General features: G+C 44.3%; 15 protein-coding genes. All 15 read left to right on the top strand.

Annotated features, from left to right (window positions below; genetic code table 11):
* Positions 1-102: 102 nt before the first annotated feature.
* The 15 genes from AC58QM_RS28105 (at position 103) to AC58QM_RS28035 (ending at position 21,103) form a co-directional block, all read left to right on the top strand.
* Positions 103-2,478: a helix-turn-helix domain-containing protein gene (locus tag AC58QM_RS28105; protein ID WP_497288096.1), complete on the top strand. Its 2,376-nt coding sequence runs from the start codon at positions 103-105 to the stop codon at positions 2,476-2,478.
* Positions 2,479-2,657: 179 nt separating this feature from the next.
* Positions 2,658-4,358: an ABC transporter substrate-binding protein gene (locus AC58QM_RS28100; protein WP_497288095.1), complete on the top strand. Its 1,701-nt coding sequence runs from the start codon at positions 2,658-2,660 to the stop codon at positions 4,356-4,358.
* 31 nt (positions 4,359-4,389) lie between these two features.
* Positions 4,390-5,376 (top strand): ABC transporter permease, encoded by a 987-nt coding sequence (locus AC58QM_RS28095; protein ID WP_497288094.1) that lies wholly within the window; start codon positions 4,390-4,392, stop codon positions 5,374-5,376.
* A 19-nt stretch (positions 5,377-5,395) separates the two neighbouring features.
* Positions 5,396-6,259: an ABC transporter permease gene (locus AC58QM_RS28090; RefSeq protein ID WP_497288093.1), complete on the top strand. Its 864-nt coding sequence runs from the start codon at positions 5,396-5,398 to the stop codon at positions 6,257-6,259.
* A gap of 22 nt (positions 6,260-6,281) precedes the next feature.
* Entirely contained in the window at positions 6,282-7,292 is a 1,011-nt protein-coding gene (locus tag AC58QM_RS28085; protein WP_497288092.1) for an ABC transporter ATP-binding protein, read from the top strand.
* Positions 7,255-8,214 carry an ABC transporter ATP-binding protein gene (locus AC58QM_RS28080; protein WP_497288091.1) on the top strand — a complete coding sequence of 320 codons (960 nt, stop codon included), beginning with the start codon at positions 7,255-7,257 and terminating at the stop codon, positions 8,212-8,214. The genes AC58QM_RS28085 and AC58QM_RS28080 overlap by 38 nt, the downstream gene beginning before the upstream one ends.
* Before the next feature lie 15 nt (positions 8,215-8,229).
* Positions 8,230-8,994 (top strand): MgtC/SapB family protein, encoded by a 765-nt coding sequence (locus AC58QM_RS28075; RefSeq protein WP_497288090.1) that lies wholly within the window; start codon positions 8,230-8,232, stop codon positions 8,992-8,994.
* A 37-nt stretch (positions 8,995-9,031) separates the two neighbouring features.
* Positions 9,032-10,582 carry a sulfatase gene (locus AC58QM_RS28070; protein WP_497288089.1) on the top strand — a complete coding sequence of 517 codons (1,551 nt, stop codon included), beginning with the start codon at positions 9,032-9,034 and terminating at the stop codon, positions 10,580-10,582.
* Positions 10,583-10,617: 35 nt separating this feature from the next.
* On the top strand, positions 10,618-12,888 hold the full coding sequence (locus tag AC58QM_RS28065) for a glycoside hydrolase family 3 protein (protein WP_497288088.1): 2,271 nt from the start codon (positions 10,618-10,620) through the stop codon (positions 12,886-12,888).
* A gap of 28 nt (positions 12,889-12,916) precedes the next feature.
* Positions 12,917-14,023, top strand: a complete 1,107-nt coding sequence (locus AC58QM_RS28060) for an alpha/beta hydrolase (protein WP_497288087.1) — start codon at positions 12,917-12,919, stop codon at positions 14,021-14,023.
* Positions 14,024-14,743: 720 nt separating this feature from the next.
* Positions 14,744-15,751 carry a helix-turn-helix domain-containing protein gene (locus AC58QM_RS28055; RefSeq protein ID WP_497288086.1) on the top strand — a complete coding sequence of 336 codons (1,008 nt, stop codon included), beginning with the start codon at positions 14,744-14,746 and terminating at the stop codon, positions 15,749-15,751.
* Positions 15,748-17,586 (top strand): sensor histidine kinase, encoded by a 1,839-nt coding sequence (locus AC58QM_RS28050; RefSeq protein ID WP_497288085.1) that lies wholly within the window; start codon positions 15,748-15,750, stop codon positions 17,584-17,586. The genes AC58QM_RS28055 and AC58QM_RS28050 overlap by 4 nt, the downstream gene beginning before the upstream one ends.
* Positions 17,587-17,707: 121 nt before the next feature.
* Complete coding sequence (locus AC58QM_RS28045; protein ID WP_497288084.1) at positions 17,708-19,255, top strand: type 2 periplasmic-binding domain-containing protein; 1,548 nt, start codon at positions 17,708-17,710, stop codon at positions 19,253-19,255.
* An 85-nt stretch (positions 19,256-19,340) separates the two neighbouring features.
* Entirely contained in the window at positions 19,341-20,234 is an 894-nt protein-coding gene (locus AC58QM_RS28040; protein ID WP_497288083.1) for an ABC transporter permease, read from the top strand.
* Positions 20,234-21,103: a carbohydrate ABC transporter permease gene (locus AC58QM_RS28035; RefSeq protein ID WP_497288082.1), complete on the top strand. Its 870-nt coding sequence runs from the start codon at positions 20,234-20,236 to the stop codon at positions 21,101-21,103. Before AC58QM_RS28040 ends, AC58QM_RS28035 begins: the two co-directional genes overlap by 1 nt.
* Position 21,104: the final 1 nt, after the last annotated feature.

Raw genomic sequence — 21,104 nt, 5'->3', positions numbered from 1 at the left:
GGAGGAAAAGATTACGACAAAGAGATTAGCGACGGCAAGATGTACTATTATGAGCGCTAACATAATAAGAGTTTAATTTTGTTGGAGAAAGGTGAGAACAACATGATATCACTCATTCGGCTGGCATTTACAAATTTTCGGTTTCGTAGTTTATTTATCAGAATTTTACTTAGTTTAATTGCCTTGGTCGTGATGCCGGTATTGGTCGTTGGTTTTTTCGGCAATTGGTACAGTCAATCCTCGATTCAAAAAGAAGTCAGACAATCCAGTCTGCAGATGCTAGAGCAAACGCGCCGTTTAATGGACAATATGCTGAGCGATATTGATAAGATGGCGATACAGCTTGCCAGAGATCAGCGATTATCCCGACTTATGGCGGCTGAGCATGTGGAGAGTATGGATGCCGAGATTTCACTCGTTCATGACTATTTGAACAACTTTTACACGTCCTCTCCCTACATTACTTCCATCTATGTGTACTACAAAAATGCAGGCATGGTGCAGGTGACCTTGACAGGCATGCAAAAAGTGGAGGATTTCAAAGACGATGACTGGATTCCCTATTTCAACAATATGAATCGTTCAGAGGGGAAATGGATCGTTCGCGCACCGCTAGAAGGCAGCGACGGACAGGCGCAGGAAACGACACAGGTATCGCTCATACGGCCTGTCCCTTTGATGGGCGGCGAATTTCAAGGCGCGATCATTGTCAATATGAATCAGCAAGCATTATTTCAGAGTCCCTCTTTTCGATTGCTTCGGGAGGGGGAGGAAATTTGGATGGTAAGCCCTGACGGTAAACATGCTTTCAATAACAAGAGTGGACGTGAAGTCGCACCGGAGAAATTCGAACACATCAAAGGTTTTTTAGGCAATGATATGGATACATTCACGCATCCGATTGGCGAGACGGAGTCATCTTTCAACGCCGTCACTTCCCCCTATACGGGATGGAAGTATATAGATGTGTTGCCGACGCGAGTCATGCTGGCCAGAGGCGAGAAGATTCAGACGTTTATGTATGTGCTGGCTGCATTCAGTATTCTGGTTGCTGTTAACTGTGCCTTATTAATTGCGAAGGCGATTTATTCGCCGATTTATTCCCTTTTCGAATTTGCTCAGAATAAGCGTAAAGATGCTGGAGAGGCTTTTCAGAAAGATGATCGAAGCGAGTTCTCTTACTTGTTCTCGGCGATGCGGACGATGAGAGAAAGAGGCGAGGTGCTCGAAAATCAACTCCAAGAGAACATGCCAGTACTGCGCCAGAGCTTCTTGAGTGCTATCCTACATGAAACGACGAGGCACCATGAAGAGCGGGATAGCAAATTTGCGTATTATGGACTGCCTGTGACGAATCACGGTTTCTTCGTAGCGGTTGTTCGTATCGATGATTATCAGGCGTTTACCTCCGCCTACAGCAGCCAAGACCAAAGCTTACTTCGTTATTTTATTTCAAAATTAATCCAAGAAATTGCCGGTCCATACTGCTATGTGATCCCGGTAAATACCGAGAGCAGAGATGTTATTTTTATCGGAAACTTGCTGGAGGAACAGTCGGTGGAGGGCTATCAAGAGCTGTCTCTATCGTTCATGACTGCGATTATGCAGCATGTTCACGAGTATTTACCGATTACTGTCAGCTTGGGTATCGGCAGTTTGAAGCAGCACAGCGGAGAAATTTCAATGGCTTATCTGGAAGCGCTGGAGGCACTTGAAATCAGGGCCTTCAAAGGATACGAAGTCATTGCTGTTCATTGGTCGGCTCATCGCGATGCGTCTTCAAATCCATCCGTCGTTAATCGGCTGAAAGAGGTCAAACGGGACCTTCTGGCAGAGCTTAGGGAAAGCGATGATACGAGAACTGAGTCGTGTCTGGATGATTTTCATGGATTTATTAAAAGCTTACACAATTACCCCTATGGCTTCATTCAGCATGCATATTTTCAATTAACGGAAGAAATTTATCAGCGTACGATTGAGCTTGGCATAACACCAGTCGAGGAGCGGAGCTTGCCCCATCTGTATGAGAAGTTGATGAAGCAAGAAACGGTCGATCAACTGCTTCGTTGGTTTAAAGCCTACATGAATGAAGTAAGAAAAAACTTAAGTCATCTGTACGAAGAGAAGACAAGTCATATCGGTCAAGATATCGTCGATTATATTCAAGCTAACTTTCATCAAGAAATATCTCTGGGCGGCATTGCTGATCAATTGAATCTGGATGCTTCCTATGTGAGCCGGCTCTTCAAACAGGAGATTCACATGAACTTTATGGAGTACTTAATTTCACTTCGGTTAGCGCAGGCGAAGAAGCTGTTAACGGAAAGTGCTTTGAGTGTAAAAGAAATCGGGAGCTCTGTAGGGTATGTGAATCAACGCAGCTTCAATCGTATTTTCAAAAAATACGAAGGTCAGACACCTGGCGAATATCGTGAGCATTATGCACCGCATAGGCTTAAGGATGGCGAGATTTATTAAGCGAACATGAAGGTGAATCATATCAGAAAAGGACCCTACCTGTTCGAAGCATCACGGTGATATAAGGAGTCTATGAAGTCAGAAATCGTCCCTTTACCGCAGGGTGTGACTTTGTTTATGATCGCTCTGGGACCTGGTAGACCAGCGTCATCACTACTACATAAGGGAGGTTGTATAAAATGAGATCAGCATTTAAGAAACAAAAGTCATCTGCGCTTCTTCTATCGTTCATATTGTCGCTAGGCGTAATTGCCGGTTGCACAAGTGACAATAATGGAGCAAAGAGTACCGCAAGTACAGGTGGCAATACAGTGGAAACAAGCGCACCGAAGACATCGAGTAAGCCTACTGCATTGAACTTGTCCGGGGTGATCAATCCGGAGTCGGTCACGAACTTTAACCCATTGCTGCCGACAGGAAATCTTTCTGCGACGTATCCGGATTTTTTCGATTATGTGTTTAATCATTTGTTTTACTTCAACCAAGTGAAAGGGACGATTCAGCCGGATCTGGCGACAGAAGGGTCATGGCAGGATAATGGCTTAACGTTCAAAGTGAAGCTGAATATGAAAGCGAAGTGGCATGACGGTCAGCCGTTCACGGCGGATGATGTGGTGTATACATTCACTGTGCTCAAAGATTATAAAGCGCTGGATCTCACGAATCTTTGGGGGGATAAGCGGTTGAAGGAAGTCGTTGCAGAGGGGAAAGATACTGTCCTATTCAAGCTTGGAAACAAATTCCCATCTTTGCCTTACTACTTATCGAGTCCGAACACGTACATTGTGCCAAAGCATCAATTTGAAAAAGAGACACCGACCACTTTTCAGAACAAAACTCCGATCGGAACGGGTGTTTATAAATTTAAGAGCATAAATGAAAGCGCAATTATTTTAGATAAAAACCCTGATTTCTTCGCAGGAGCAGCAAATATTGATCAACTCATTATTAACCGCTTTAACAACACAGCCTCCCTATCGCTCGCGATTGAAAAAGGAGACATTGATTTGGCCTCACAAATCTCCAGTGCAAGCTTGCCAAAAGTACTTGAGAATCCATCAAGCAAAATGCAGCTATATCCAGCCACAATCAGCTTCGGCGTTATTATGAATAATGAAAAAGCGGGTCTTAACGATGTCGTTGTGCGAAGAGCGGTACAAATGGCGATTGATCGTAAAACACTGATAGAAACTGCTGAATTCAATGGCGTATACATGCCGAACCCAGGCTTCCTTTCGATGGTATTCGGAGATTATGTTGACAAGAAATTACCGGATAACCCGGCTTATCAGTTTAATATGCAAGCTGCTGAAAAATCGCTCATCGATGCGGGTTATACCAAGAATACCAAAGGTATTTACGAAAAAGGCGGCAAGCCTTTGTCCTTCGTTTACTATATGACAGCAAACTCAGCAACCCAAAATAAAGAGGGTGCTATGATTACAGCCAACTTGAAGCAAATTGGGATTGAAACGACTGTCAAAACGGCGACCCTACCAGAGCTTACAAAGCTGATGATGAATGGCGATTACGATATGGTGCAATCGTTTATTAATGCTCCTGGCGATCCGCAAGCGCAGTTGGAAGTGTTCCACAGTAAAGGAACAGCCCCTTCAGGAACTAATACGCCAGGTCTGAATTATATGCGTTTCAAGGATGCAGAGATTGATGCTTGGTTGGACGAAGCCTCATCTGCAGATGAAGGGGCGCGTAAAGCATTGTATGCCAAGGTGCAGAAGAAAATTGCTGATCTTGCTCCGATTGCCGTTATGTATACGGGTGGCGGGAAAGCCGTTCATCGTATTGATCGTTTAACGGATCTGAATGAACAAGTGCCGCTCAATTCCGCTATAGGCATCCGCACCATGAAGAAAAAATAAGTTATCTCATGAATGGGGAGGGCTGCAAGCCATGCGATACAACGCACTTTACTTATGGAAAAGGATTGGCTTTGCGCTTGTCACCTTTTTCGCAGCGATTACCTTGAACTTCCTTCTTCCCCGCTTAGTCGGGGGGGATCCAGCTGACTATCTGGCTTCCTCCAGGGGTTTAGGCTCGCCTGAATCGGTAATGGCGTTAAAGGTGCAGTTCGGCTTGGACAATCCAAGCATGCTCTATCAATACAAGCAATATTTAATTCAATTGTTCCACGGAAATCTAGGGATTTCCTATGTGAACTATCCCACACCTGTGTTGGAGATTGTAAAGCAAGCCTTGCCGTGGACACTGGGGATCGTGTTAACAGCTACACTTCTAAGTTATCTAATCGGTTGGCTGATCGGGGTAAAGGGCGCATGGAGAGCGGGATCTGCCTTTGATAACTCGACTTTATTCGGATCGTTTTTTTTGAATTCGATACCGTATTTTTGGGTAGCCATCGTAATTATATTAATCTTTTCTTTTAAACTGGACTGGTTTCCGATTGGCAGGGCAATGTCACCTGCACATGATACGTTCTCCACATGGGGGAGGGCCAAAGATATCATGCACCATGCGGTTCTGCCTGTATTTACCTTAATGCTAGCTTCGTTAGCCAGCCATATTCTCGTACTGCGCAACAATCTCATGAGAGTTCTGTCCGAAGATTATATGCTGCTGGCTAAGGCCAAAGGTGTCTCTTTGAGCAGAAGAAAATACATGTATGGAGCGAGAAATGCTATGCTGCCCTCTTTTACTGGGCTGATGTCCTCCTTAGGGCATGTTATCGGGGGAGCGCTGACTGCAGAAATTGTATTCTCTTATCCAGGAGTTGGCATGGTGACGATGAACGCTGTATTGAATCACGATTTCCCATTAATTCAGGGTATTTTCTTAAGTATTGCTATATCTGTTATTGTATTTAATTTACTTGCTGATCTGATCTATCCGTTGATCGATCCGCGAGTCGCGCTTGAATAGCGGGAAAGGGGAGGAGCCTATGAAATCCATACTACGCCCATTTGCTGCGTTCTGGTCGATGATCCCTGGGAAGAAGGGGAAGATCGGTTTCACACTTTTTCTTATCTTTGCCATTATTGCTTTGTTTGGTCCTTACTTGGCCCCATATCCGATTAATAAGCTTGGATTTCCGACTTGGCTAAAACCTACAGCGGAGCACTGGCTCGGTACGGATAGCTATGGCCAAGACGTGCTCAGCCAATTAATTTATGGCACTCGCACTTCGTTTCTGGTCGGTTTATGCGCGGGAGCGTTAGCCACGGTGCTTGGAGTTACGGTTGGTCTGCTAGCGGGTTATAAAGGAGGATGGATCGGAGAGGTGCTGATGCGCTTTGTCGACCTGTTTAATATTATTCCTGCGCTCGTTCTTCTTATTATTCTGGCTTCTTTTCTACCTTCCGTAAGTGTGACTACGACGATACTCATCATCGGGATGATTAGCTGGCTAGGGATGGCGCGCAGTATTCGCAGTCAGGCCATGACGGAAAGAGGCGGCGGTTATGTAGAAGCTGCCCGCATGGTCGGTATGAGCGATTTGGAAATTATGTTTCGTGAAATCATGCCGAATTTAATTCCGATAATTTTAGCAAACTTGGTGCTTTTGGCTACAGGAGCCGTACTCGCTGAAGCAGGTCTAACTTTCCTTGGACTCGGTGACCCGCTTAGCGTCAGCTGGGGGCAAATGCTTTCATTAGCCAATGCCAATAATGCCGTCATGTACGGTGCATGGTGGTGGATTGTGCCGCCGGGGCTGTCTATCGCGTTCCTCTGCTTCGGCTTCATTCTTATCGGTAACGGAATCTTGGAGAAATATCGGGCAAACCGTGGCAACGCTGCACTATGAACAATAGGAATTCGAGGGGGAGATGAAAGTGCCGAATTTGCTACAAGTCAGCGACCTCTGCATCGAATATGTTTCGGAGCGGGGGCGCGTCCGCGCTGTCGATCACGTTAGCTTAACGATTAAGAAAGGTGAAATATTTGGTCTCGCCGGAGAATCCGGCTGCGGCAAGTCAACAACCGCTTTCGGCATTAGCCGACTGCTGCGATACCCGGCGCAATTAACGGGGGGCAGCGTGAAGCTGGAGGGGGAGGAATTAACCTCGCTGACTGATAGCGAATTCGATCGGCTGCGCTGGTCGCGAATGTCGATTGTTCTGCAAAGCGCCATGAACAACTTGAATCCGGTCATGCGGATTCGAGAGCAAATGGTCGATACGATTCTGAACCATCGGAAGATATCGCCAAGCGAAGCCTTTCGGAGGGCGGAGGAGCTGTTTGAACTCGTTGATTTACCAGTTAATCGGCTGAATAGTTATCCACATGAACTATCAGGCGGAATGAGACAACGGGTCGTTATCGCTATGGCGATGGCCCTAGAGCCGAGCTTAGTCATTATGGATGAGCCGACGACAGCGCTCGATGTCGTCGTGCAGAATGGAATTATTAAGAAAGTGATGGAACTACAGAAGAAGTTCGGCTTTTCCATCTTGTTCATTACTCATGATTTGCCGCTTATGCTGGAGATGTGTCATCGTATCGGCATTATGTATGCGGGGAAATTGGTCGAGGTATTGAATCGTGAAGATCTGCTCAAAGGTCCAAGGCATCCCTATACGCAAGGCTTATTGGGAGCTTTTCCTATGCTGACAGGACCTAAGATCAAGTTAGAAGGCATTCCTGGGAACCCACCGGATCTGATCTCACCACCGCCTGGTTGTAGGTTCGCCCCTCGGTGCAAGCATGCGATGCCACAATGCCATCAGGCCGAACCCGTTGCCTTAACGGATCGACTCGGCTATATCACTTGCCATCTCTACGCCGAAGGAGGATTCGCGCATGAACAAGTCTCTGCTGGAAGTGAAGGGGCTCAGTAAAACATTTACGACACGTAAGCTATTTAATAAGTCAGATTTCCACGCAGTCAGAGATGTGAGTTTTACAGTTCAAAAGGGGCAAGTTTTGGCCATTGTAGGGGAATCGGGCAGCGGAAAAAGCACGATTGCTCGTATGGTTACGAACTTAATCCCTTCGACTAGCGGTGAAATCAAGTATAACGGAATTTCGCTTCAGGAGAATCGCCAACTGCGCAAAGGATTGACCAAGCAGGTGCAAATGATTTTCCAGGATCCTTTCGCTGCGCTCAATCCGCAGCATACGGTAGGCTACATCATTGGCAGACCAATGCAGATTCATAATAAGCAGCTTGGAGATATTCGAAGCAGAGTGCTAGAGCTACTTACGCAAGTTGGGTTAACCCCTGCTGAGGAGTTCATTGAGAAGCACCCCTATCAGCTATCAGGGGGACAGAAGCAGCGTGTTGTCATTGCGAAGGTGCTTGGTCTGAGTCCGAAAATTATCGTCGCTGATGAGCCCACCTCCATGCTTGATGTATCGATCGGGGTCGATGTGATGAACTTAATGCTCGACCTCAAAGCCGAGAGCCAAATGGCCTACATTCTGATTACACATAATTTGGGTAGTGCGAGATATATGGCGGATCAGATCATCGTGATGTTTGCTGGTCAGGTCGTGGAGATGGGGGAAACAGAGGACGTTATTGCGAGTCCTAAGCATCCTTACACCCAACTACTGCTGCACTCCTCCCCAGATCCGTGGAAAGAGCACACCGAGTCGTTTGAGATCATCGAACCGACAATCAAAGGCATTCCGCAAGTCGGTTGCAGCTTCCGACATCGCTGCCCTTATGCCGTAGAAGCCTGTAAATCAGATGGGATAGGGCTTGTAACCGTTGGCGTAGGGCATCAAGCCCGCTGTATCATGTACCCGGAAAGCTGAGGATGTGACACAATTATGACCATGGTTAGCACCAGTATATGGCATATCACTTATTTGGATTTAACGCTTCGCGTGTGCCTCTCTCTTCTACTCGGAGGATTAATCGGCATGGAGCGGGAGTGGAGTAATCATGCTGCAGGCTTTCGCACACATATATTGGTTTGCCTCGGTTCAACCACCATTATGTTGTTGTCGATTTATGGATTCGGCGATTATGCCAATGAGTTAAATGTAAGGATGGATCCCGCCCGATTGGCTGCTCAAGTCATTTCAGGCATCGGATTTCTGGGTGCAGGGGCTATTATGCGTACGGGTTCAACCGTTTCGGGGCTTACGACGGCCGCTTCCATCTGGGTTGTTGCAGCTATTGGACTTTGTGTCGGAGCGGGCTTTATTTACGGGGCCGTTCTGGTCACTTTCCTCGTATTGATGAGCTTATTTCTACTAAATAAATGGGAAAAACGGCTGTTAGGCAACCGCCGAAAAAATGAAATGTGCGTGAGAATTCAAGACCGTGCAGGCGTTTTAGGGCATGTCGCAGCGCAGTTGCAGGAGAACGATATTCGCTTTACCACGCTGCGTCTGGAGGCGGAGACAGATGAGCATACGCATCAGCCTGTTACGGTGCTCATCTTCCGTTTGCACAATCCTGTGGTCAGCAAACTCTTGCAGGCGATTGAGCAGATTCAAAAGCTGGATGAAGTGATGTCCGTTCAAATACCCGCACATGCGGGTGGCACTACAAACTTAGCAAAAGAGCGAAAATCCCTCTCGGTTTAATGAGGGAACTTGAGCGTATGATGGGGAGGAACCTATAATGAACGTAATCTTTATAACGATAGACAGCTTGAATCGCCATTTTCTTAAAGCGTATGGACAACCGATCGAGATCGATGTCCATACCCCGAACCTTGATCGATTTGCAAAGAAATCTGCGGTATTTGAGAAGCATTATGTAGGCAGTTTGCCATGCATACCGGCTCGGCGTGAATTTTATACAGGGATTCAGGAGTTTCTGTGGCGAGCATGGGGACCCGTGGAGGCCTACGATTTGCCGATTGCTAGAGCGGCCCGCAAGAAGGGGTATGTCACCCAATTTATTACTGATCAATTCCATCACTTCAATAACGGAAGTCATGGCTATTTCAGCGATTATCAAGGGTTTGAACTGATCCGAGGACATGAGCTGGATGCTTGGAAAACAGCACCTCTTCAAGATCCGGATACAACCTTGCTGAAGCAGATTAAATATAACGGCCAACCGGAAACCGCGCCATTCAATCGCATGGCCTACGCTAAAAACGTGGAAGGGCTAAAAGAAGAGAAGGATTTCTTCGCTCCCAAAGTGTTTACAAGTGCAGCAGAATGGCTGGAACATAATCATATGCACGAGAACTTTATGCTCGTCGTTGACAGCTACGATGTTCATGAACCTTTCCACAACCCAGATTCGTTCGCCTCGATGTATACAGACGAGGATATTCATGATCCCGATATGACGATTTGGCCTGTATATGGGAATACGCAGCAGGAAGGACATGCGAAGCTAAGCGAAAGGCAAGTTGCTTTTGTCCGTTCGCAATTTGCCGCAAAATTAACACTGGTAGATAAGTGGTTCGGCAAGGTGTTGGATAAGATGGATGAGCATCAGCTGTGGGATAACACGATGGTGGTGATTACATCAGACCACGGTCATTTCTTAGGGGAAAAAGGTTGGATGGGCAAGCCGGCCTGCACGAACTACAACGTATTGGCTAATATTCCACTCATGATTTGGCACCCTCAGGGCGCTCACAATGGTGAAAGAATCAAGGCCTTAACCTCTTCAGTGGATTTGTATGCCACGATGCTGGAAACAATGGACATCGACATTCAGCATAAGGTTCACAGTCGCAGCCTGCTCCCCGTTCTATTAGGGGAAGCTGAATCCGTGAGAGATTGGACGCTCTATGGTTATTTTGGCAGGGCGATTAATATTACGGACGGAACTTATACATACCATGTAGCGCCGGATGATCAGGTGCCGGTTTACAACTATTCGACCATGTATATGAATCCTCTGGCGGCTATGCTTCCTGTACAAATTCCGGATAAGGTGGAAACAGGCAAATTCCTACCCTATACCGAAGCGACAGTTTGGAAATATGAGGCGAAGGTGCCTGACGAGTTTAAAGCATTTTTCAAGTCACAGTATGAAACAGCGTTATATCATGTCGAGCAGGATCATTGGCAGGATGATAATTTAATTGATAAACAACCGGAGCAGCTAGAGCGGATGCAGCGTTTACTTGCGGATGCGCTTGCAGACATGCAGGCCCCTGAAGAGGTGTATGAGCGCTTCGGGATGAAAAATAGCGTAGAAAATTAGGATTAGAGACTCGAATAAAGACAGGAGAGAGAACGATGCCAAATAACCGGAATCAAGCAACCATTCAATATAGGAATAACCCCAATGGTCCTACTCTTGGCTATTCTGCAGCATCAGGGGTTCGTATCATTGAAGTAGATGGTTTAGCATTTAAAGACTTGAATCAAGATGGCAAGTTGGATAAATACGAGGATTGGCGCCTTTCTCCTGAGGAAAGGGCGCAAGATCTTGCTTCCAAACTGTCCATTGAGCAAATAGCTGGACTCATGCTGTACAGCAGCCACCAAGCTGTTCCTGCGAACTTGGGCTGGTTTCCCGCGAGTTATGGCGGCAAGCCATTTAACGAAAGCGGAGCTAACCCCTCTGATCTTACAGATCAGCAGATCGCATTTTTGTCGAGTGATCACGTACGGCATGTATTGGTAACGATGATGGAAAACCCGGAGACGGCAGCCCACTGGAACAATAAGCTCCAAGCATTCGCGGAAAGTAATGGGCTAGGTATCCCTGTGAATACAAGCTCGGATCCGCGTCATAGCGCAGATTCTTCCAAAGAGTTCAACGCAGGTGCAGGTGGATCGATATCCATGTGGCCGGAAACATTGGGTCTAGCTGCGACGTTCGATCCAGCCATGACCAAGAAATTCGGTGAAGTGGCGTCGAGTGAATATCGGGCGCTGGGGATTTCGACTGCATTGTCACCGCAAATCGATATCGCTACGGATCCGCGATGGAACCGGTTTGGCATGACCTTCGGCGAGGATTCGCGACTGGCAGCTGATATGGCCAGAGCTTATGTGGATGGCTTTCAGACTTCAACTGGCGAGAATGAAATTGCCGGCGGCTGGGGCTATGACAGCGTGAATGCCATGGTGAAGCACTGGCCAGGTGGAGGCTCAGGCGAAGGGGGACGCGATGCTCATTTCGGATACGGCAAATTCGCTGTGTATCCTGGGAACAATTTCGATGAGCACTTGATTCCTTTTACAGAAGGGGCTTTTCAATTAGACGGACCGACTGGTAAAGCATCGGCTGTCATGCCTTACTACACGATATCCTATGGCCAAGATCAGAAAAATGGTGAGAACGTCGGGAATTCGTACAATTCGTATCTTATTCAAGATTTGCTGCGTACGCAATATGGCTATGATGGAGTCGTTTGTACGGATTGGGGAATAACAGACGATGAGGCAAAAGATATCACCAAATTAATTCCTGGCGGACGCAGTTGGGGCGTAGAGGAGAACTATACCGTCGCACAGCGTCATTATAAGCTGCTGATGGCAGGTGTCGACCAGTTCGGGGGAAATAACCAGACTGGGCCTATATTGGAAGCTTATCAAATTGGGTGTGAAGAGCACGGCGAAGCCTTTATGCGCGCAAGATTCGAGCAATCTGCAGTACGACTGCTGATTAATATGTTTAGAGTGGGGCTTTTCGAGAATCCGTATTTGCAGGTGGAAGAGACAATTGCTAAGGTAGGCAGCCCAGAATTTGTTGCTGAAGGCTATGAGGCGCAGCTGAAATCGATCGTGATGCTCAAGAACGATAAGCAAGTTCTACCCTTACAGAAACATAAAAAGGTGTATATTCCGAAACGATATCGCCCCGCTGGTGTGAATTGGTTCGGTATTCCCACTCCTGAAAGCCTGAGCTATCCAGTTAATTTAGATATCGTCAGCTCTTATTTTGAAGTCACAGATCTACCGGATGAAGCTGATTATGCGTTGGTTTTCATCGAAAGTCCATACTCAACGACCGGATACAGCAAAGCTGATGCGGAGGCAGGCGGCAGCGGATATGTGCCGATTAGCTTGCAATATAGCACGTATACGGCGGAGTATGCTAGAGAAACAAGCATCGCAGGCGATTCACGTGATGTACTGAATCGAAGTTATAAAGATAAAACGGTTACGGTGTTAAACGCAACCGATTTGGATATGGTGCTTCAAACCAGAGCAGCGATGAACGGAAAGCCAGTTATTGTTTCCATATTGCTCTCCAATCCAACCGTTATGGCTGAATTTGAAAGTGAAGCGAGTGCGATTATCGCCAATTTCGGCGCACAAGATCAGGCAATTCTTGAGATTTTAACCGGAGCCGTAGAGCCTTCAGCGTTGCTTCCTATGCAACTGCCCGCTCACATGAAAACCGTTGAAGAGCAGTTCGAGGACGTTGCACATGACATGGAGGTTTACGTTGATGCTGCAGGTAACGCCTATGATTTTGCTTTTGGATTGAACTGGAGCGGACGCATTCAAGATGATCGGACGGCTAACTATGCTAGGGGACGATTTTTGAAATAGTAATGGGATAAAGGGAGATGTGCTGATTATGAGCATTAATGAAGCATATAAAGAACTGGTTTCTCTGGTGGAAGAACGTGCTGTCGTCCAACAACATAAAGGGCTAGATATCGTAATTAAAAGGATTCCGGATTCCGATGTCGAGGGTGATCTGGACCCAAGAGTATTGCATGTTGCCCTGGACATGGCCAAGAGAATGGCTTCCGGGCCAAAGATGGACTTCAACCTCGAAGCTCCTGAAAACCTCGCTACATTACGGGCGATGATGGGTTGGCCGAACGTGGACGTAACGGTTACAGAAATTGAAACTGCTCATAAGACCATTGAAGGCAAATATGGGGCTATTCCGATTCGTATTTATACGCCTAACAAGATCGGTCCTATGCCTGCTATCGTATTTTTCCATGGTGGCGGGTTTATGGGCGGTTCTGTAGATTGTGTTGAAAACCCATGTAAATCTTTAGCGGAAAAAGCGGGGGCTGTAGTAGTCAACGTTGATTACCGGTTAGCCCCGGAGAACCCTTTTCCTGCAGGACTTACCGATTGCTTTGATGCGGTCACATGGGTATATGAGCATGCAGCCGAAATCCATGTAAATCCTGAACAAATCGGGGTAGCTGGCGACAGTGCCGGCGGTAATTTGTCAGCGGTATGCTCACTCATGGACAGGGATAGGGGCACTGGGATGATTAAATACCAAGCCTTACTTTACCCGACTGTCAACATGAACGCTATCCCCACCGAAGATTTCAATTGGGATATGGAGGAGTATTCTGTGAACAATAATCACGACCTCATCAATGGCATAATACGAGCTTTAGGTGCTTCTTCTGGTGGTCTAGAGAAGATTTACTTACAAGGTAAGACCGATGTTACTGATCCTTACGTATCTCCGCTTTTGGCGCAGGATTTAAGCGGTCTACCGGCTACTCTTATTATAGAAGCGGAATATGATTACCTGAGATTGGAAGGCGAGGCATATGCCAGACGATTAATCAGATCCGGAGTCCAAACAAAGATGATCAGGTACAACGGTGTAGACCATGCTTTTATAGATAAGATTGGGCTTTACCCGCAGGCAGAAGATAGCATGAACGAAATTGCAAAAGGGCTAAATGAAATGTTTGCAGAGTAGGCAAGGATATAATTGTTTAATTCTGAAAGGGCTACCGGGAGGTAGCTCTATTTTTTCACTAGCTGACACAGAGATTTACGTTGCTTCGTGTTCACAACCTTGCGAAATTATATAATACAGGGGATATTTGGATTATTTAATCGGGTGCTGATGAAGCTGTAATCCAAATTAAGCATGTTAGTAAACTTTACTATATGGGTGGAGAAAACATTCGGGCATTGGATGACATCTCGCTAGACATCATGCATGGTGAGTTTGTTGCTATGGGGAAGCAGATTCACCGGAGTCACGGAGGAATTCGCAGACCTGATCACCGAAGTATTCCGAAACAAGCATAGTCGTGAATAGAATGTTTTTAGCGAGATTCTTCATTATCAGAAAATCAGATAAATACATCGTAAAATTATGAAAAAAGTAAGACCTAAAGGGGATATAATTTAAGGTACTCATAGTTAGTCCTAAAGGAGTAATTCAATTGAAGCGACTCGAAATTTTTACTTTCTCGGCTAGTTCTCATCCCTGAACGGTCTAGGTATAAAAGCTCTGCGACGCCAAGTGCTTAAGAAAATATGTTTAGTGGCGCTTTTCTAGCCCTATTTCTCTTGAAAATTGGGAAATATATAGGTTAAGATGCTTCTTTTATTTCTATGATGAAACTTGTAAGATTGTCTATACCGATTGGTTTTACGATCAGGAAGGGTTGAGGGAGCAATGTACACCGTGTTAGTCGCTGAAAATGAACCATGGGTCTTGAAGGGAATTGTCGAGATGGTGGAAGCAGCAGGCGAAGAGTTCGAGGTCGTCGGTGCTTGTACCAATGGAGAAGAAGCATGGAGTATGATCCATGAAGTCTGGCCAATGCTGCTTATAACGGACATTCAGATGCCTGAGTTAGATGGATTGTCTCTTATTCAGAGAATTGCAGACCATCGTACACCACTAGTTTCAATTATCATCAGCGGGTATGATAACTTTCAATACGCTCAGAAAGCGATGTCTTTTGGTGTGTCCGAATATTTACTGAAGCCTGTTGAATTTGAGGTGTTGCAGGAAACATTGCACCGCTCTAAGGAAAAACTGGAATCGTTAAAGGATTTAAACAGATATATCATCAAATTTCAATCCTTATTGGATAATAGCCAAGGGATCACACCTAAATTAGCTATGCAAAAGCAACTAGAACTCGTTCAATCTGTTCTTCGGTTAAATTATTTAAACAAGAATGCTAGGGTTGGTCTGCTTAACATATTTGAAAACAAGCTGAAAATGATTTTTAGTGAACTCGGTATCACAATAAAAGATATACCGATTTATGATTCAAATAATGATACTTCCATAATGACTTATTTCAAGAGTTTACTTGAAAAGTGGTATCTCTCAAATCCAACAACAACTAAATCCAGTATGCCTGATGCTATAGAAAGGTCTTGTAGCTACATAAAAACTCATTTTAAAGAAGATATTACTTTAACAGATATGGCTGAATATACGAACTTCAGTGTCTCCCATTTCAGTGCTCTTTTCAAGAAACATACGGGTACTTCTCTTGTGAATTATGTGAACCGTTTAAAGATCGATGAAGCCAAGCGGTTGCTTCTTGAAAAATCATTTTCAGTTTCTGAAATTGCTGAGATGGTAGGATTCTCGACACTACCATATTTCACGCGAGTATTCAAAGCGATTGTAGGGCATGCGCCGCTCGAATATAGGAAGAGGTTAAATCCATGAGGTTACGCTATTGGCACTATCGGTTCTCCATTAAAACAAAAATACTTGCTCTTGCGCTTTCCCTAAGTTTTATCTCCATTGCTCTAATGGCGGCTTTCACTTCCTATTACTACACGGAGTCTGCTAAGAATGACTTTTTTACGATTGCTCAAGATTCTACAGATAGGATTAATCATCAGATTGACCGTTACTTCAATCAACTTGCACAATCCACTTATGCATCCGTAGCTGGCCCACTTCCAACTAATCCTCTACTTGGGGATAATCCGGAAAGTGGGCTGATTCAATATTGGCTTAAATCAGGGGGAACCTTCAATCGGGAGCAGGAGGCGCTTGTTGAGGGAATTCTTACTAGATATATTGCCATCAACTATTCTAACATTTTGGGCATTGTACTTCGATCTTTGGACAACAGACTTGTCTACTCCCAAGATAATGCTTTAAACCACTCTCTCTATGTTACACCACTTTGGTTGATTGGTGCTCTTTCAGAAAAGCTAAGAGTTTCCCCAACTTATGTAAATCGTGAAAGAATGAAGATATCTGCTTACCCCTATATAACACTTGTTGTACCAATATATGATCCCAATACGGTCAAACTGCTTGGAAATCTGAACATTGCATTGTCCGTAACAGAAATTCAAAGCATACTCGGGCAATCAAGATTGGGGAAAACGGGTTATTTCTTTATTGTGAACTCAAACAAGGAAATAGTGTATCATCCGGATGTTGATTTAGTTGGTTACGAATTGGTGGAAACCACTCTGAAGGAGCTGGATCTTTCTAAGCCTAATGATACGCTAATGTTAAAAGGCGAGAAAATGCTGGTGTCCAATAACCAATCAGAACTAACAGGATGGCATATCGTTGCGATTGTGCCGATGGATGAAATGGCAAGTGGGTTAACTGTAGCAAGAAATTCTACGATATTCATTTTAGCAACAATTATCGTGATTTCATTATTATTTATTCCAAGAATCGTAAGTAATCTTGTACGCCCTATTATCAGCTTAAGAAATTCAATGAGCAGAGTTGAAGATGGTGATATGACGGTCAGATTAGAGGTTATTAGAGGGAATGACGAGATCCAGGGGCTAAACGGCAGTTTTAACAGGATGACTGAGAGACTGGACGATTTAATTCATACGGTACATGACCTGGAAATTAAAAAAATGCAATTGCAGCTTAGGCAGAAAGAAGCGCAGATCCAAGCCTTGCAAAATCAGATAAATCCGCATCTTCTCTATAACACCCTTGAAATCATTAAGAGTATTGCTTTTATTCAAAAAGTTCCGATGATTGAAAAGATGGCGACTAATTTGGCTAGTGTTTACCGATATACAACCAAAATGCCCGGCACAGAAGTACAGCTTCGGAGTGAATTACATACGCTGCGGAGCTACCTAGAGATTATCCACATTCGTTTCTCCAAAAACTTTCAGAGTCAAATTATTGTCGAAGATAAATTCCTGGAATGTCATATTATTAAGCTATCTCTCCAACCTATTGTGGAGAATTGCGTGAAATATGCAGTTGAACCAAGAAATGGAAAAGCAAGTATCATCGTGAATGCATATGAAGAACGAGGGGATTTGAAGATTGAAATTGCTGACAACGGTAAAGGATTTCCTGCGGAAGTCCTACAGCATATTAATGAGAGACTAACGTTTGTGACCGAACAGCCAGAATTATTTGCCTCGGAGGAGTCGGTAGGAATCATCAATGTGCATGCCAGATTGGTATTAAACTATGGTACTTCTTATGGTGTGAGCATTGATTCATTCCCAGGTATGGGGAGTGTAGTAACGTTGAAAGTCCCGAAAAAGATAATATAATATCAGAAATTCAGATAAATAGATCATAAGAAAGTAGAAAAATAGGCGCAAATCGGGAGATATAATTAAGTTACAACATGAATGGTCAACATGAAGGAACCTATTGGGAGGTCAATAAGAAATGAAGAAAACGTTTGCGACGATTTTTGCGGTCACCATTGTAATTAGTTTAACTGCTGGTTGTGCTACCACGAAAGAGGAGACTTCAAAAACAACTGCAAGTGCAGCACCCGCGGCAACCTCCGACATGTCAGAAAAGATTAAGATTGATATGTTGCTTTCATCATGGAAGGGCGGAGGCTGGCCGGATAACAATCATCCGATCATTAAGTATATCAACGAAAAATTCAATATTGATTTGCAAATTCAATGGGTTCCTGGAGCTAATTTTGCAGAGAAGATGAATGTTGTTGCGGCTTCTGGGAAGATTCCTGATGTCTCCCGCATGGACTTTGATGGTTCGAATTTGTTCTTAAAATGGGCTGACCAAGGCGTGTTCTTGGATCTTCAGCCATTTATTGCTAAGTACCCAACACTACAGAGCGTTGCGAAGCCAGAAGAATGGGCCTTATTAAATCCCAAAGGCAAAATATACGGGATCCCGAATTATAACACTGCTCAAACTTCCATTTATGGTCGGGCGGATTGGATGGAAAAGTTAGGAATTCCTGCTCCATCTGAAAATGAATTTACGATTGACAAGTTCTATGAGATCGGTAAAGCATTCGCTTTGAAAGATCCAGATGGTAATGGAAAACAAGACACATATGGTTTCTCTGCGGTTGGCAACAATATTAATTTGGGAATTCCAGAGTTAGAGGCAGCATTTGGTATTGCTAACGGCTGGAAAGATGTAAATGGACAACTCGTTCCTATGCAGACACAAACAAGTGAATGGAAAGCGTATTTAACTTTCTTAAATAAGGCTTATACGGAAGGTGTTTTAGATCGAGATTTTATTACTAACACGAACATTAATGAGAAATATGCGCAAGGTAAGGTTGGATTCGGTGATATGCAATTCCAATTGAGCCAGCAAACGAATCAGCAGCTTCAAGCAAGTAGTCCTAATGCGAAATTCGTGGAGCTTTCCCCTCCAATCGGCGCCAACAATATGAGAGGAACACTTACTCCTAGCAGTGGGTTGGCGAAGATTGTTCTAGGTAAGGATGTGGATGCGAAGAAACGTGATCGTATCTTGACAATGCTGGATTGGTGGGTATCTCCAGAAGGTGAAGATATTCTTAAGAACGGTATCGAGGGTGTTCACTATAAAAAGAATGCAACTTCGTATGAAATGACTGATTCTCTAAAAGCAGAAGGCGAAGGACGCCAAAGCTTATTATGGAACTGGGGATTACGCAGAAATTCCAATACGTTCAATGTTTACAAATGGAGCGAAAAAGACTGGGCACAAGCTATTGAGAAATCCATCAATAATGCAGGTAAATTCCCGTATAAGAACGCATCTGACGGTTACCTCAACGCTTCGCTTACATTGACGGAAAAAGGAAAACAATTAGATGATAAATTCCTTAAAGCAGTCATTGAAATCATTGCCAGCAAAAAGCCTGTAGACAGCATCGATGATGCGATCAAAGAGTGGAAGCAAGGCGGCGGAGACAAAATTATTCAAGAAGTTAACGATGCTTATAAAGCTAAAAAGTAGTTTGTTGTATTGACGTACCGTGCGGTTACGCAAGTCGCCGCACGGTTTTTTTAACCTATCAGATACCCCGGGGAGGTATAAAGTGATGAGATATTGGCAGCGGGCGCTTCCCGTTTATTTGATGATTCTACCTGGACTTTTATTCTTCATTATTTTCAAATACGTACCTATGTTAGGCATATCTATTGCATTCATGAAATACAGCCCGTTCAAAGGAATTACAGGTAGTGAGTGGGTAGGTTTGCATTATTTTCGAAGATTGTTTTCAGAAGGTGACTTCTTATTAGTGCTGAAAAATACGTTGGTATTAAATGTGCTCGACGTTATTTTCTTTTTTCCAGCTCCGATTCTAGTTGCTCTGCTCTTGAATGAGGTTAAATCGCGGAAATTTAAAACGTCAGTTCAAACAATTCTGTACGCACCGAACTTCATTTCTTGGGTTGTTATTGTATCGATTACAGTTGTACTATTCGCTAATGGTTCAGGAGGAGTCAATCAACTTCTGCAAAGCATGGGATTTGACCGTATTGAATTATTAACCGATCCGAAGTACTTCCGATGGGTTTGGTTATTTCAGAACATCTGGCAAGGAGCAGGTTGGGGGGCGATTATTTTCCTAGCGGCTTTGGCGGCGATTGACCCAACACAATATGAAGCTGCTGTTATTGACGGAGCGAATCGTTGGCGGCAACTATGGCATATTACGCTGCCAGCGCTGCAAAACGTCATTGTCATCATGTTTATTTTGAGAATCGGACATATCATGGATATGGGCTTTGAGCACGTATTTTTACTTCAAAACCCAATGAATCAGCAAGTATCAGAAGTATTTGAGACATTTATTTACAAGGTTGGTCTTAATCAAGGAGATTACAGTTATGCAACAGCCGTCGGCTTATTTAAATCCTTAGTTGGCTTAGTCATGGTAATGTCTGTCAACAAATTAGCTAAGAAAATGGGACAGGAGAGTGTATTTTAATGGAGATACGCGATACGGGACCAGACCGATTCTTTAAAGGTTTGGTATACGCCCTGTTAATTATTGCTTCAATTATTGTATTATTCCCTCTTTTCTATATATTATCTGTTTCTTTTTCTACAGAAAAAGAGTTTTTGACACGCGGATTTTATATTATTCCCAAAACGTTCACGCTGGACGGATATTTATACTTGATGTCTCATCCTGGCTTCAAAAGTGCTTTTAGTAACTCGCTCATTATTAGTTTCGTTGGTACGCTAATTAACATCACATTAACGACTTTAATGGCCTACGGCTTATCCAAGACATGGTTAAAGGGACGCGGAGTAATTAATTTTCTTGTTTTCTTCACCATGCTTTTCTCGGGCGGAATGATTCCAACCTATTTAGTGGTCAGCTCACTTCATTTGTTAGACAGTTTCTGGGCGATCTGGTTAAGTTCTGCAATCGCGGGCTTCAACGTCATTGTGATGAGAAGTTTCTTTCAGTCTATCCCGATGGAGCTTGAGGAGTCGGCTAAAATCGATGGCAGCGGTGAATGGCGCTTGTTATGGAGTATCATTGTGCCCTTATCCTTACCGTCCATTGCGACATTTACGTTGTTTTACTTGGTGAACAATTGGAATACCTACTTCTCGGCCATTTTATATTTAAACGATACTAAACTGATGCCATTACAAGTATTTCTAAGACAAATGTTGATTGAGGATGACCCGTCTATCGCAAATGCGTCGAGTATTTCCTTCAGATACACGCCAGCTGCTAAAATGTCGGCGATTATTTTGACGGCGCTGCCGCTGTTAATTGTTTTTCCATTCATGCAGAAACATTTTAATAAAGGCGTCATGCTTGGATCCGTTAAAGGATAAT

This window comes from Paenibacillus sp. J22P165 (assembly GCF_059692015.1).
This window is presented reverse-complemented; position numbering and strand designations above follow the sequence as displayed.